Origin of the sequence: Priestia sp. FSL R5-0597 (genome assembly GCF_038006305.1) — a bacterium.
GTDB classification, from domain to species: Bacteria; Bacillota; Bacilli; order Bacillales; family Bacillaceae_H; genus Priestia; species Priestia zanthoxyli.
The window spans coordinates 572,910-587,500 of record NZ_JBBOUZ010000001.1; the positions used below are offsets into that span (position 1 = coordinate 572,910).

General features: G+C 37.7%; 12 protein-coding genes (1 of these 12 only partly in view). 10 read left to right on the plus strand and 2 right to left on the minus strand.

The window, feature by feature from the left end; all coding sequences use genetic code 11:
• Positions 1 to 175 precede the first annotated feature (175 nt).
• The 4 genes from hemE to MKX72_RS03070 all read left to right on the plus strand — a co-directional run bounded on the left by hemE (position 176) and on the right by MKX72_RS03070 (position 4,540).
• A complete protein-coding gene (gene hemE, locus MKX72_RS03055; RefSeq protein ID WP_013055329.1) occupies positions 176 to 1,219 on the plus strand; it encodes a uroporphyrinogen decarboxylase in 1,044 nt (347 codons plus the stop codon).
• 97 nt (positions 1,220 to 1,316) lie between these two features.
• Positions 1,317 to 2,249, plus strand: coding sequence for a ferrochelatase (hemH, locus tag MKX72_RS03060; RefSeq protein WP_028412544.1), 933 nt, complete (start codon positions 1,317 to 1,319; stop codon positions 2,247 to 2,249).
• 137 nt (positions 2,250 to 2,386) lie between these two features.
• Positions 2,387 to 3,808, plus strand: a complete 1,422-nt coding sequence (gene hemY, locus MKX72_RS03065; protein WP_013055331.1) for a protoporphyrinogen oxidase — start codon at positions 2,387 to 2,389, stop codon at positions 3,806 to 3,808.
• 162 nt (positions 3,809 to 3,970) lie between these two features.
• Positions 3,971 to 4,540: a TetR/AcrR family transcriptional regulator gene (locus tag MKX72_RS03070; RefSeq protein WP_028412542.1), complete on the plus strand. Its 570-nt coding sequence runs from the start codon at positions 3,971 to 3,973 to the stop codon at positions 4,538 to 4,540.
• 52 nt (positions 4,541 to 4,592) lie between these two features.
• Here the strand turns inward: MKX72_RS03070 and MKX72_RS03075 are convergent, their stop codons facing one another.
• The gene (locus tag MKX72_RS03075) at positions 4,593 to 6,770 is read right to left on the minus strand and encodes a peptidoglycan D,D-transpeptidase FtsI family protein (protein ID WP_033580639.1); all 2,178 of its coding nucleotides are present in this window, start codon (positions 6,768 to 6,770) and stop codon (positions 4,593 to 4,595) included.
• A gap of 281 nt (positions 6,771 to 7,051) precedes the next feature.
• Between MKX72_RS03075 and MKX72_RS03080 the strand changes: the two genes are divergently transcribed.
• The 3 genes from MKX72_RS03080 (at position 7,052) to MKX72_RS03090 (ending at position 11,873) form a co-directional block, all read left to right on the plus strand.
• Positions 7,052 to 8,341, plus strand: coding sequence for an ABC transporter substrate-binding protein (locus MKX72_RS03080; protein ID WP_098626107.1), 1,290 nt, complete (start codon positions 7,052 to 7,054; stop codon positions 8,339 to 8,341).
• A 150-nt stretch (positions 8,342 to 8,491) separates the two neighbouring features.
• Positions 8,492 to 10,312 carry a cache domain-containing sensor histidine kinase gene (locus tag MKX72_RS03085; protein WP_048020497.1) on the plus strand — a complete coding sequence of 607 codons (1,821 nt, stop codon included), beginning with the start codon at positions 8,492 to 8,494 and terminating at the stop codon, positions 10,310 to 10,312.
• Complete coding sequence (locus MKX72_RS03090; RefSeq protein WP_047751673.1) at positions 10,290 to 11,873, plus strand: response regulator; 1,584 nt, start codon at positions 10,290 to 10,292, stop codon at positions 11,871 to 11,873. Before MKX72_RS03085 ends, MKX72_RS03090 begins: the two co-directional genes overlap by 23 nt.
• 39 nt (positions 11,874 to 11,912) lie before the next feature.
• Here the strand turns inward: MKX72_RS03090 and yhfH are convergent, their stop codons facing one another.
• Positions 11,913 to 12,044: a protein YhfH gene (gene yhfH, locus MKX72_RS03095; protein ID WP_013055337.1), complete on the minus strand. Its 132-nt coding sequence runs from the start codon at positions 12,042 to 12,044 to the stop codon at positions 11,913 to 11,915.
• Positions 12,045 to 12,272: 228 nt separating this feature from the next.
• Between yhfH and MKX72_RS03100 the strand changes: the two genes are divergently transcribed.
• The 3 genes from MKX72_RS03100 to MKX72_RS03110 form a co-directional block, all read left to right on the plus strand.
• On the plus strand, positions 12,273 to 13,004 hold the full coding sequence (locus MKX72_RS03100; RefSeq protein ID WP_034267959.1) for an MBL fold metallo-hydrolase: 732 nt from the start codon (positions 12,273 to 12,275) through the stop codon (positions 13,002 to 13,004).
• A 15-nt stretch (positions 13,005 to 13,019) separates the two neighbouring features.
• Positions 13,020 to 14,009 (plus strand): lipoate--protein ligase, encoded by a 990-nt coding sequence (locus MKX72_RS03105; RefSeq protein WP_034267956.1) that lies wholly within the window; start codon positions 13,020 to 13,022, stop codon positions 14,007 to 14,009.
• Between the two features lie 169 nt (positions 14,010 to 14,178).
• Positions 14,179 to 14,591 carry the 5' portion of a fatty acid--CoA ligase family protein gene (locus MKX72_RS03110; RefSeq protein ID WP_028412536.1) on the plus strand. 1,120 nt of this gene lie beyond the right edge of the window, so 413 of the gene's 1,533 nt are visible here — the first part of the coding sequence; its start codon is at positions 14,179 to 14,181; the stop codon falls past the right edge of the window.

The window sequence follows — 14,591 nt, forward strand, 5'->3', positions numbered from 1 at the left end:
TTTTTGACATTTTTAGCAGGTGGCTATACAAGTCGTAAAGAAATGGGTATAGTGACAAGTAGAGAATATAACGTGAAACTTTAATCAGTAGAGGAACCGGTATGTTCCTTTGCTGATTATTGTCTGTCTAATCGAAGAAAATACGGATGGAAGACAATCGAGAAAGGTGGAAATTATGAGTCAAGGAACGTTTAACGATACTTTTTTAAAAGCCTGTAGAGGGGAAAAAACGGATCATGTTCCGGTTTGGTATATGCGCCAAGCAGGGCGTTCACAGCCGGAATACCGAAAGCTAAAAGAGAAGTACTCTCTATTTGAAATCACTCATCAGCCGGAGCTTGGGGCATACGTAACACGCCTGCCCGTTGAACAGTACGGAGTGGATGCAGCTATTTTATATAAAGATATAATGTCACCGCTTCCTTCAATTGGAGTGGATGTTGAAATCAAGTCAGGAATTGGTCCTGTCATTTCTAATCCAATTCAATCTTTAAGCGATGTAGAAAAGCTAGGAGAAATTACCCCGGAAGAAGATGTTCCGTATGTATTAGATACGATTAAGCTGTTAACAACAGAACAGTTAAACGTACCTCTAATTGGTTTTGCCGGTGCTCCTTTCACAGTAGCAAGCTATATGATTGAAGGAGGACCTTCAAAAAACTATAATAAAACAAAAGCATTTATGTACACGGAACCTAAAGCATGGTTTGCGCTAATGGATAAGTTAGCAGATATGACGATTACATATGTAAAAGCGCAAATTGACGCTGGAGCAAAAGCCATTCAAATCTTTGATTCATGGGTGGGGGCTTTAAATGTAGCGGATTATCGTTATTTTATAAAGCCTGTTATGGAGCGGATTTTTACCTCTTTGCGCGAAAAAAATGTACCTCTCATTATGTTTGGAGTAGGAGCAAGTCATTTGGCAAAAGAATGGCATGATCTGCCGCTGGATGTAGTGGGATTAGATTGGCGAACACAGCTGGATGAAGCACGCGCACTAGGCTTAACAAAAACACTGCAAGGAAACTTAGATCCTGCTATTTTGTTAGCTCCATGGGAAGTTATTGAAGAACGTGTAACAGAAATATTAGATAAAGGGATGGCCAGTCCTGGTTACATCTTCAACTTGGGGCACGGCGTCTTTCCACAGGTTCAGCCGGAAACGTTGAAGCGTTTAACAACCTTTATTCATGAATATTCTGCAAATAGACAATAAATTGTCAAATAATTTGGAGCGCTAAACTTTGAATTTTTCTTTTTATTCATGGCAAAATGAAGACAAGTATTGAATCTAACAAAGAGGTGTCGAACACATGAGTAAAAAAGTAATGGGATTACTTGTAATGGCATATGGAACACCATATAAAGAAGAAGATATTGAACGTTACTATACACATATCCGCCGCGGACGTAAACCTTCACCGGAAGCCTTGGAAGATTTACAAAACCGCTACGAAGCAATTGGGGGCATTTCACCTCTTGCAAAAATTACGCAGCAGCAAATGGAAAGTCTAGAAAAGCGCTTGAATGAAGTACAGGATGAAATTGAATTTAAAGCGTATCTTGGCTTAAAGCATATTGAACCGTTTGTTGAAGATGCAGTAGAAGCCATGCATAAAGACGGAATTAAAGAAGCGGTCAGCATTGTTCTTGCACCTCACTTTTCAACGTTTAGCGTAAAATCTTATAATGGACGCGCCAAAGAAACAGCTGAAAAATTAGGAGGACCAATCATTCATTCCGTAGAAAGCTGGTACAGTGAGCCAAAGTTCATTCAGTACTGGGCTACACGTGTTAAACAAACGTTTGATTTAATAGACGAAGAGAAACGCCAAAAAGCCGTATTGATTGTTTCTGCGCATAGCTTGCCAGAAAAAATTATTGCAGCAGGAGATCCATATCCAAATCAGCTTCAAGAAACAGCGGATTTAATTGCACAAGCAGCTGGTATTGAACATTACGAAATTGGCTGGCAAAGTGCTGGAAATACGCCTGAGCCATGGATAGGTCCTGATGTCCAAGATTTAACAAGAGAACTGCATGAAGAAAAAGGCTATACGTCGTTCGTCTATACCCCGGTTGGATTTATCGCGGACCACTTAGAAGTACTTTATGATAACGACTACGAATGCAAAGTGGTGACAGATGAAATTGGGGCTGATTATTACCGTCCTGAAATGCCGAATGCACAGCCTGAATTTATCGATGGGTTAGCTACAGTTGTGTTAAAACGAATTGCGCGTTAAGTCAATATAGATTCTTTGTACGTTGAACAGGGACGAAAAGTAACTTATAATCAATATAAAGAAAAGTAAGAAGCGAGCTATGGGTTTCCATAATCGCTTCTCTTTATATTGAATTTTACAGAAAAGGCGATGATAACATGACGGATAGACGAAAAAAGGTTGTCATCATCGGTGGAGGAATAACAGGTCTTTCAGCTGCCTATTATTTGCAAAAAAAAATAAAGGATCATCAGCTGCCTATTGATCTTCAACTAATAGAAGCGACGCATCGGCTTGGCGGGAAAATTCAAACGGTCAAACGAGACGGTTATTTATTTGAAAAAGGTCCTGATTCATTTTTAGCGCGTAAGCTAGCTGCTACAAAACTGGCAAAAGAAGTGGGGCTAGGTCGGGAGCTAGTCGGAAATGAAAAGGGAAAATCCTATATTCTGGTAAAAGATACACCGCATGCGCTGCCTGATGGTGCTGTAATGGGGATACCAACCAAGTTATCTCCTTTTATCACAACAGGGCTATTTTCGCCTGTTGGCAAGCTGCGCGCAGCAGCTGATTTTTTTATACCGAAGACAAAAAATCAGGATGACCGTTCGCTAGGCGTATTTTTTAGAAGACGGTTTGGTGATGAAGTTGTTGAAAATTTAATTGAGCCTCTATTATCAGGAATTTACGCAGGAGACGTTGATCGTTTGAGTTTAAGATCAACATTTCCACAGTTTTTGCATGCTGAACATAAGTACAGAAGCTTAATTGTTGGAATGAAAAAGCTAAAAGAAATTCACCCACAGCACGGTGATGATTCGGAGTTTAAAAAAAATAGCGTCTTTTTAACATTAAAAGAAGGTCTTCAATCGCTAGTAGATGGGGTAGAAAAAGCAATAGATCCTGATATTATTACAAAAGGAATAAAGGTAGAGAAAATTTATAAAGAAGATACCACATATGAATTATCCTTAAATAGCGGGAAAGTAATAAAAGCAGACAGCGTTATTGTAACTTCTCCTCATGCAGCTGCTCAGTCTATGCTCTCGGAATATAAAATATTCGAACCGTTAAAGCATATGCCTTCCACTTCAGTAGCTACTGTTGTGATAGCCTTTGCACAAGAAGCGCTGCAAGACAATCTAGATGCAATGAACATCGCCGTTTCCAGAAATAGCGATTACACGATTACGGCATGCACGTGGCTAAATAAAAAGTGGCCGCATGCGGTTCCGGAAGGAAAAGTGCTGCTAAGATGTTTAGTTGGACGAACCGGGGATGAAGCTGTGGTGGATCAGCCTGACGATGAAATTTTTAAAATTGTCCTGGAGGATTTGAAGAAGCTCATTACGATTTCTGCGGAGCCTGAATTTTACGCGGTAACGAGATGGAAGCAGTCAATGCCTCAGTATACGGTCGGACATCACGATATGCTAGATACAATGAATGAACAGCTTGAAAAAGAGCTTGCCGGTCTTTATGTAGCGGGAAGCTCGTACGAGGGTCTAGGTATACCAGAATGTGTAGAGCAAGGAGAAGATGTGGCTAAAAAAGCGGTTAAATATGTGCAGCAACTGTAGAAGTGGAGCGGTGAATCAATGCTCCGCTTTTTTGTCTACTACCCGTAGAGAAAGGTTATACTAAGAGAAGAGATTGTGGTTGAAAAGCAAAAGAAACTTGTGCTATAGTAAAACCGTACTTGTTGACTGAAATATTCATTTGGTCAGAAAGAAGGGGATAACGTGGCGATAGACCGAAAGCAATCAGTTGTTGATGCAGCGTCAAAATCATTTGCGCTGTTTGGATATAAAGCAACGACTATGGAGCAAGTGGCGAAGCTTGCAAATGTCGGAAAAGGAACGATTTATACTTTTTTTAAAAACAAAGAAGAGTTATTCGATGAAATTGTGACACGAATGATTCGAGAAATGACAGATGCAGCTGAAACTGTCATTGACAGCAGCCGTCCTTTTTTTGAAAATGCCCAAGCAGCCATTTTTCGAATCTTAGAATTCCGCACTGAGCATCAGCTCATGCTGAAGCTGGTACAGGAACAGCAGTTAGGCACTACAGCAGTGCAAGAAGTGCTTGTGCGAGTAGAAGAAGAGATTTTGACTTATATAAAAAACAAAATCGAAATTGCGATTTCTAAAAAAGAAATCAAACCGTGCAACCCGGAGCTCACAGCTTTTTTACTATTTAAAATGTACATTGCACTCGTCTATGATTGGGAAAAACGGCATGAGCCGCTTTCAGAAGAAAAAATTGCTGAATTAATTGAACTATACTTTTTACGCGGTCTGTCTCAGTGAGATAGGCTTTTTTCATAGAAAAAACAAAAAAGGTCTCATGACGAGACCTTTTTTATTGTTCATTATCATCTTTTTTTACGCCGTTTAATTCTGTATTTCCTGTTTTTGCATCTTCTTCTTTTTGTTCTACTTCTGTATTTCCTTGCTTTTTAAGTTTGAAGTAGGCATCAATAACATCACCTGTAATAGTTTTACTTTGTCCGCCAGAATTCGCTCCAGCAACATACGCAGAAGGAATAACAACTGCTACAGCTACTTCAGGATTGTCATAAGGTGCATAAGAGACAAAAGTGGAGTTACGTACGCTTACGCCTTGATTATAGGTTTCAGCTGTTCCTGACTTGCCTGCTATATTATATTTTCTGTATTTTGGATTTGTATACAAGGCGTGTCCAGTACCACCTTGAGCAGTAACAACACGACGAAAACCACGTTTTACAATGTCAATTTGCGACTGATTCATTGTAATACGGTTTAATACTTGTGGTTCCACGGAACTTTGTATACTTCCTTTTAGCTCACTGTCAAGTTCAGGCTCACGAATTTCTTTCACAAGGTGAGGTTTCATTCTGTATCCACCATTGGCAATTGTTGAAATGTATTGAACAAGCTGAAGCGGTGTATACGTATCGTATTGACCAATTGCAAAGTCGAGAGCTTTACCAGGTTCGTTTGTCACGGTGTTACGAATACCGGTTGATTCGTTTTCTAAATCAATTCCCGTTGGAATTCCAAGGCCAAACTGACTGTAGTATGAACGCATTTTATTAAAAATAGAAGGCGAGATATGCAATGATCCGCCAGGTCGATAAGTTTCACCAGCCATGTTTAGAATTGTTCTATACATAAAAACGTTAGAAGATTGCTCGAGAGCTTTTTCGATACCTGTAGCTCCCATATTGTGAGAAGATTTCTTCGGTTTAGTACCAGCAAACTTCATTGGTGCGTCATAAAAAACAGTACCAGGCTGAATTGCACCTGAGTCAAGTCCGGCTAGAACGGTCGCTCCTTTAACCGCGGAACCTACTTCATAAGAAGTTGTAAGATTTCCAAGCGCGAAGTCTTGAACTTTGCGTGCTCCTGTTTGTTTGTCAGTAACAAGCTGTTTTCCTCCCATTGCTAAAATGTCTCCCGTATGTGGGTCCATCATAATAGCAAACGCTCGGTCCATTAAGCGGTTCCTCGCAGAGCCTTCAAGTACAGCTTTCGTTAAAACATCTTCGACTTGTTTTTGCAGTTCCATATCAATCGTTAAAATTAAGTCACTGCCGCGCTGACCTTCAGTAACGGTCTCTTGACTCACTAAGTTGCCGGAGCGATCGGTTACGTTTTGTATGCGCGCTTTTTGACCACGAAGAACGTCTTCGTACTGCTTTTCTAAATAACTTTTTCCTACTCGGTCATTTCGGCTGTAGCCGTGGGACAAGTAGTACTGTAAGTTTTCGCTTGGTAACCCTTCGTCTGCCGATGTGATTTTACCAAGCAGCGTGCTAAGTAAGTCATCGTATGTATACATACGGTCCCAGTAAGTTGTCGTATCGACGCCAGGCAAGTCACTCAGCTGCTCACTAATAACGGCAAGCTCTTTATCAGTTAAGCCGCTTTTAATAATTTGAGCAGTTAACGCATACCCGCCTTCCATCTTGCTTTTAATGGCAATCACTTCAAGGTCGTCTTTCACCGATAAAAGTTCATTTTTAGTGATGCGCTTCAGCTGAAGAGGATACAAATCATCTTCAGAAATTTTTTCTTCTTTTACTTTTTGCTTATCTGCTGCGGTAATTTTTTTCGCTGCTGCTTTTGGATGAGTTGCAATCCAATAATCTTTTAAGTCGCGTTCTGTTAGCTTAATCGTATTTTTATCTTTCTTTTTATCCGATTTGCCAAACACGTCTGTTGTAACAGGAACATCAATAAGAGTGGCAAGCTTTTTAGCTACTTTTAGCTTGTCTTCTTGAGTGACGCCCTTCAAACGCGTGTACGTGACAGCGTTCAACGGTTTATTATCCACGATAACGCGGTCATAGCGGTCTAGCATCTTTCCGCGAGGAACCGGTGAATCTACCGTTTCATCTTCTGTTTTTTCAACTTCTCGTTTATAGTTCTCTCCGTACACAATCTGTACGAAGCCTAATCGTAAAATGAGTGCAGAAAAAAGCAGGAAAACCACAATAAACAGCCAGTTAATTCGAAATGAGACATGTGTTTTTTTGCGCTTTTTAGTTTTCATGTAAACCCCTTCACTTTGTTTATACAAGTTAAAAAAATTCATAAATTTTCTTATGAATCTATCACTCTACATATTAACATAATTTTGTCTATAAATGTTATTAGGTGGAATAAAACAGATAAAAATTTTATAGAAATTTTTGCGAAAGAAGAGAGAGCTGTCGAAGGGTGCTGAAGGGGGGTGTTCAATATTTTCCACTCGGTTGTTCAATATTGTTACCTGTTCAAATGTCCTAGAATCGTTAAAATAAAGAGAGATAGATATCAAGGGGGGCAAAACGAATGAAAATGAAAAGGCTTTCAATAATGTCTGGCGTGTTAGCAACATCACTTTTATTTGCGACAGCATGTTCAAACTCAGGTACGGATTCAAAAGCAAGTAAATCAACAGGCTCAGGTGATCAAGTTGTTATTGATATGTTCCAGTTCAAAGTGGAAATTGCAGATCAGCTGAAAGAATTGACGGATGAATATACAAAAGAACATCCAAACGTAAAGTTTAACATCCAAACAGTCGGCGGAGGAGCGGACTATGGTGCAGCATTAAAAGCACAGTTTGCCTCTGGAAATGAACCTGATATCTTTAATAATGGAGGGTTCCAAGAAGCGCAAACGTGGAAGGATAAATTAGAAGATTTGTCTGATCAGCCGTGGGTAGATAATCTGTATGATATCGCTAAAGAACCGATGACAATGGACGGGAAAATCTATGGTCAGCCGCTAAACTTAGAAGGTTATGGTTTTATTTATAATAAAGGTTTATTTGAAAAAGCAGGCATTAAAGAATTGCCTAAGACGCTGTCGGAATTAGAAGCAGCTTCTAAAAAGCTTAAAGCAAAAGGCATTACGCCATTTTCTAACGGATACGGCGAGTGGTGGGTGCTAGGTAACCACTTATTTAATATTCCAATGGCGCAGCAAGATGATCCAGATGCGTTTATTAAAGGTCTAAACGAAGGAAAAGCAAAATTTGAAGGCAATGAAACGTTTAAGCAATTTATGAATCTGTTCGATTTAACGTTAAAGTATGGAAATAAAAATCCATTAACGACAGATTACAATACACAAGTTACTCAATTTGCTTCTGGTGAAACAGCGATGATGCAACAAGGTAACTGGACGGTAAATATGATCACGAAAATCAATCCGGACATGAAAATGGGCTTTATCCCAATGCCGATCAGCAACGATGCGAAGAAAAATGATAAATTAGCAATCGGAGTTCCAAATAACTGGGTAGTGAACAAAAATGCACCAGATGCAGATAAAAAAGCAGCGAAGGAATTCTTAAATTGGATGGTTTCTTCTAAAGAAGGTCAAAAATTCTTAGTTGAAAAGTTCAAGTTCATTCCAGCGTTCAAAAACATCGATGGAAAAGGAATCGATTCTTTATCTGATGATATCTTAAAATACTCTGAAGAAGGCAAAACATTATCTTGGAACTGGTTTAAGTATCCAGAAGGAACGGTTCAAGAAGTAGGCGCAGCAATGCAGTCTTACGCAGGCAAACAAATGACGGAAGAAGAGTTTATGAAGAAATTAGATACAATTTGGGCAAAAATGAAAAAATAACCAAAAAGTCCGCGTGGAAAACGCGGACTTTTTGGTGTGAAAAAAATAGCTGGTTAGATTCATAGTTATGAAAAAATAATAGTTAATTGAAAGCGCTTTTAATGTATAATAATAGTCATAATGTATGACATTAGTCAAAGGAGGTTAGTTGTGAAAGGCTGGAGCATACGCAAGAAATTAATTTTGTTTTTCTTATTCGCAACCGTTATTCCCTTTTTAATTTCAACGATTTTTACGTATCAATACACAAAAGAAACGGTTAAGAATCGATTTATTTCTACCAACTATCAAGTTATTAAAAATGGAAGCAATGATTTGAGTGATTACTTAAATGAAATTGCTAATATTACAAAAAGGCTGTACGGCTACCACCCATTTATTAAAGTGTTAGATGAAGGCGTATCAAGTGACTTAGGAGCCAATCAACTGGAAATATCACGCACTCTTCTTTATTTATATAATACTCGTCCAGAGATTGAACAGCTCCATCTTTATATTGAGAACGGGCATGACTCGTATACAGCTTATAATTCGAAAGTGAGCAGCAGAGGGAAGTACGATGATATTTACACTCAGCCTTACTATTCTTATTTAAATAAACATCATAAATTTCTTGCCATTGAGCCTACCCATGAAATTTATAGCTACAATAATTTATCAACGTTAATTGACTCACTGCCGAATCAAGTTATTAGCTTTCATCAGCGGATTGATGAAATTCCATCAGACAAGTTGTTAGCTTATCTATCTTTAGACATTAACATGACACAAATTCAATCTATATCGCAGCGCTTATATAATGAAGAGTCAGAAGATTTTTATTTAATGAACAATAAAGGGAAGGTTTTGTATTCTTCGGATTCAAAGGTTATTGGAAAAAACGAAAACTACCCGTGGCTAAAGGCGCTTACGTCTCAAGAGGATCACAGCATGGAATGGGAAGATAAAAGCTTCTCAGGCGTATTAATGTATGAAAAGCTTAAACAGCCTTTTGAGGACTTATACATTGTGAAGCGAATTCCTTACAGTGTTTTATATGAAGATGCAAGAAAGACAGCACTTATGAATGTATTAATTGGCCTGCCATTTTTGTGTATGCTCGTTATCGCTACGCTTTTTATATCGGTCCGTTTTACACAGCCGATTAACGTATTAATTCGCAATATGAAAGAAGTGGAAAAAGGATCATTTGAAGTCCGGTTTAAATCGCTTGGAAACGATGAATTTGGTGTTTTAGGAAGGCACTTTACCTCTATGGTAGAAACAATTAATGACTTAATTGAACGTAAATTCCGATTGGAGTTAGAAAATAAATCAACGCAGCTAAAAGTGTTGCAGTCACAAATTAATCCGCATTTTTTATACAACGCATTTCAATCGATTGGAACTCTTGCCCTTAAGCATAAAGCAGTTGAAGTATATTCTTTATTAACCTCACTTTCTCACATTATGCGTTACAGCATGAATATGAAAGAGGATATCGTTAGCTTAAAGCAAGAAGTCGATCACGTAAAAGCTTTCTTGAGTCTACAGAAGCAGCGGTTTGGTTCAAAGTTTGAGTATGAGTTAAATATCGAAAAAGAGGCAGAGCTTATGCGAATACCGAAAATGATCTTGCAGCCTCTTGTTGAGAATTCTTTTAAACATGGATTCGAAACCCGCACAGGAAGCGGAAAGCTGTTGATTTCAGCGAAGTTAAACGGAGAAGAACTGATTCTAACTGTTTCTGATAACGGAAAAGGGATAGGAGAGCAAGAGTTGAATCAATTAAAAGCGAGACTTCAGCAATCGTATAATCAAACAGATGAGCATATTGGGTTACAAAATATTTATGAACGACTTCGCATCTACTATGGAGATCATGCTTCAATGCAAATTAGCAGTCAAGAAAATCACGATTTTACCGTTGTCATAAAGCTAACAACAATTGAAGAAAAGAGGGATAGTGATGAAAGTATTAATCGTGGATGATGAAGAGCATGTAAGAGAAGGAATAAAGCTGCTTGGACAGTGGGAAGAGCATGAAATTACAGATGTGATAGAAGCTGATAGCGGTGAGCAAGCGATTGCGCTTATTGAGGATCACGGACCGGAAATCATTTTTACTGATATGAAGATGCCTAATATCGATGGAATTGCTTTGTTGGAGTGGATTAAAGAGAATTCACCTTCTAGCAAAACGATTGTGGTAACAGGGTATGATGACTACCACTATATGCGTAAAGCTATTCATTTTGGAAGTACGGATTATATTCTAAAGCCAGTGGATCCTTCGATTTTAAACGATACGCTTGTACGAGCTGTAACTCAATGGAAGAAAGAAGAAGAGTCCAGAAAAGTCCATAATAGCAGCTATCGTTTAATCAATGAAATGAAGCCGATTTATCGAGATCGAAAACTAACGCAGTTAATGAACAATTATTTGCTAAATCAATCAATCTATGAAGAGTTTGGTTTCCATCTGACTAGAGAATATGAAGTGGGGATTGTACGTGTAGATGAATCCATTATTCGTTCTTTTGGCGGTGACCGGGATTTAGCCTATTTTTCAATTTTAAATGTAATCAATGAAATGCTGATGGCAGAAGAAAATGGGGTAGCCTTCCGTTATTTATCAAATAAGTGGGAAATTATCATTATATTTTGGAATGATTTTGAACGCATAACCTCTTTGCTGACGACTTTACATACAGCAATTCGCCGTACGTTAGACGTGAGCTGTCGGATTGCAAGAGGATGCAAAGTCTCTTCTATTGATCAGCTAATGAAATCCTATGAACATGCGAAAAATTCGCTTTTATTAAGCAATGTTCTTGATCAAAATAAAGTGAAGGTCTACGGCGAGCAAGACGTTTTAGCAAGTGCTTTATTAATAAATATGATGGATTATAACAGTAAAATTGAAGAGGCGCTGCAAGTAGGGAAGTTTGAAGCTTTTTTGCCGGTATTCAACGAAATTATCACAGCTTTTGAAGCACAAAATTATCTATCATTAAAGCAAATTCTGCATTTTGAGCAGGAATATCAGCTGTTAAGCCAGCATTGGTTAAAAAGATATCACATTCCTTATACGATAAGTAATGGTCCTGAATATGTTCTTTCTTTTTTCTATAACCAAGATGGGCAGTTTCAGCTAGCAAAGTATGTAGAGAGAAAAAAGCGTGAAGTAAAGCGTTTTTTAAAAGTAATAAAAAGGTATAGCAAGCAAAACAATCGCGACGTTATTTATGAGATCGAACAATTTTTGCAGCAAAATTTTCATCGAGATGTGAAGCTTCAAGAAATATCGGAACGTTTCTATTTAAGCCGTGAATACATTTCGAGAAAGTTTAAGCAAGAATTTCAAGAAAATATTTCAGATTATATGGTGAAAGTCAGAATGAATAAAGCCAAATCACTTTTACTAAATGAAGAACTAAAAATCTATGAAATTGCGAATATGATTGGATATCATGATGATAAATACTTTCGAAAAGTGTTTAAAAAAGTAGAAGGCATTACGCCAAACGAGTATCGCAGTTTGACCGTATAAAAAAAAGCTGAAACTGTTATAAAACAGTTTCAGCTTTTTTTATTTCATGATATCCAGGCAGTGATCGCATTTGTTTCCGTAGCACTCATGCTGTTCCTCGATGTCGTTTCCGCATTCTACGCACTTTTTATTGGGTAATCTTTTGAAAAATTCAGTCATTTTTTCTAACATTTAAATCCCCTCCGTTGTTTTTTGTTACTAACATTGTATTATAACAGATGTTGAAATGTCAATTATGTTTTATAACAATTTAGCCTATTTTGCTATTCTAAGTGGTTATTTGTTATATAACAATGAGTTATTTCGATAAAATAGGCAAAACGAGTATCTTTCAGTTAGTTTTCAAAAAAAAGTAGGGTATACTGAACGTAATAAAAATAGTACGAAAGGGTGATTGAAATGAAAGTAACTGTTATTGGTTTTTGGGGAGGATATCCTGCTGTTTCAGAAGCTACTTCTAGCTATTTAGTTGAGCACGATGGATTTCAGCTGCTTGTTGATTGTGGAAGCGGTGCATTGGCTCAGCTGCAAAAATATGCAAAACCAGAAGAAATAGATGCGATGATTTTATCTCATTACCATCATGACCACGTGGCTGATGTCGGAGTATTTCAATATGCTCGCCTCATTCAGACTCATCTAGGGAACGCTGTTAAGGAACTTTCTATTTACGGACATACATATGATCAGGAAAGCTTCAACAAACTTACTCATAAAGGAATTACCAAAGGAGTAGAGTACGATCCGAGTCAAAAACTTGACGTTGGGCCTTTTACAATCGAATTTATGAAAACGAAACATCCAGTCGTTTGTTATGCCATGAAAATAAGTGCTGGCAATCAAACCGTCGTGTACACAGCGGACTCGAGCTATTTAGAAGAATTTGTTTCTTTCTCAGAAAATGCAGATCTTCTTATTTGTGAATGTAACTTTTATGCTAGCCAAGATGGAAGCGGTGCTGGACACATGACAAGTACAGAAGCCGGTACACTTGCTTCTAAAGCAAGTGTCAAACAACTCATGCTTACTCACCTTCCACACTACGGAGAACACCAACAGCTAGTAGAGGAAGCTGCTGCTCATTATCAAGGTACGCTTACGTTAGCTGAATCAGGATACGTATGGGAATAACAAGGAGGAAAATGAATGTTATTTATTGATAATCAAAAAAATTATGATCCCCGAATTAACTTAGCAATTGAAGAATATGCGCTCAAGCATCTAGATATTAATGAGACATATCTGCTGTTTTATATTAATGAACCTTCTATTATTATTGGAAAAAACCAGAACACCATTGAGGAGATTAATACAAAATATGTTGAAGATCAGCATATTCATGTAGTGAGACGTCTATCTGGAGGCGGTGCCGTTTATCATGATAAAGGAAATTTAAACTTCAGCTTTATTACGAAAGACGATGGAAATAGCTTTCATAATTTTAAAAAGTTTACCGAGCCAGTCGTGGAAGCGTTAAAGAAATTAGGAGTCAATGCTGAGTTAAGCGGACGAAATGATTTAATGGCGGAAGGACGTAAAATTTCTGGAAATGCTCAGTTTTCGACGAAAGGAAGAATGTTCAGCCATGGAACTCTTCTTTTTGATTCAGAGATTGAAAACGTGGTATCAGCGTTAAAAGTAAAAAAAGATAAAATTGAATCCAAAGGCATTAAGTCTATTCGAAATAGAGTAGCGAATATCAGTGAATTTTTAGAACAGAAAGTAACGGTGGAAGAATTTAGAGAAATGCTGCTTCGGTATATCTTTGAGGGAGAAGAAAATATAACAGAATATAAACTAACGGAAAAAGATTGGGAAACGATTCATCAAATTTCTAAAGAGCGCTATCAGTCATGGGATTGGAACTATGGAAAATCACCTAAATTTAACTTACAGCACTCTCACCGCTTTCCTGTGGGACAAATTGACGTTCGTTTGGAAGTGAATAAAGGGAAAATCGATGCTTGCACCATCTATGGAGATTTCTTTGGAGTGGGAGATGTCGAGGAAGTACAGGGGAAATTAACAGGTGTTCGTTATGAAAAAGCTTCTATTGAACAAGCCTTAGAGGACATCGATATTCCACATTATTTTGGTAATATTACAAAAGAAGAGTTTGTTGAATTAATCTATTAAGAAAAAAGTCTGCCACATCAGGCTTTTTTTCTTTTTAAACAGATGAGTCTTGTCAATAGAACAGCAGTAACATTATAATAGAATAGAAGAAGTAAGAATTTTTCCATTATTATGACTTAATAATGAATGGTTGTTCATTCATTCGTTATTAAAAGGAGGAAGTTATGAGATGAATTTGTCAGCACAGCTTCATAAAACAGCTGAGCAATTTCCGCAAAAATCGGCATATGTTTTTATGGATCAGGAAACATCTTATGCAGATCTTGATGCATCGGTATCTAAGTTTGCTAATGGTCTGAAGCAATTAGGTGTAAAAAAAGGAGATCATATCGCTTTAATTGTCGGCAACTCGCCTCATTTTGTTATTGGATTGTACGGTGCTCTTCGAGTAGGAGCTACTGTTATACCCATTAATCCTATTTACACAGCGGATGAAATTAGCTACATGCTTCAGGATGGAGATGTAAAAGCAGTTATTGCGGTTGATTTACTTCTCCCTGTTTTAAAAAAAATCATTGGACACACTCCATTTTTGGAACACGTTATCTTATGTGAAACGACAGATACAGTGGAAAGTATACC

Coding starts and splice junctions, on each gene's coding strand:
- hemE (WP_013055329.1), top strand. CDS start 176: ATGAGTCAAGGAACGTTTAACGATACTTTTTTAAAAGCCTGTAGAGGG.
- hemH (WP_028412544.1), top strand. CDS start 1,317: ATGAGTAAAAAAGTAATGGGATTACTTGTAATGGCATATGGAACACCA.
- hemY (WP_013055331.1), top strand. CDS start 2,387: ATGACGGATAGACGAAAAAAGGTTGTCATCATCGGTGGAGGAATAACA.
- MKX72_RS03075 (WP_033580639.1), bottom strand. CDS start 6,770: ATGAAAACTAAAAAGCGCAAAAAAACACATGTCTCATTTCGAATTAAC.
- MKX72_RS03080 (WP_098626107.1), top strand. CDS start 7,052: ATGAAAATGAAAAGGCTTTCAATAATGTCTGGCGTGTTAGCAACATCA.
- MKX72_RS03090 (WP_047751673.1), top strand. CDS start 10,290: ATGAAAGTATTAATCGTGGATGATGAAGAGCATGTAAGAGAAGGAATA.
- yhfH (WP_013055337.1), bottom strand. CDS start 12,044: ATGTTAGAAAAAATGACTGAATTTTTCAAAAGATTACCCAATAAAAAG.
- MKX72_RS03100 (WP_034267959.1), top strand. CDS start 12,273: ATGAAAGTAACTGTTATTGGTTTTTGGGGAGGATATCCTGCTGTTTCA.
- MKX72_RS03105 (WP_034267956.1), top strand. CDS start 13,020: ATGTTATTTATTGATAATCAAAAAAATTATGATCCCCGAATTAACTTA.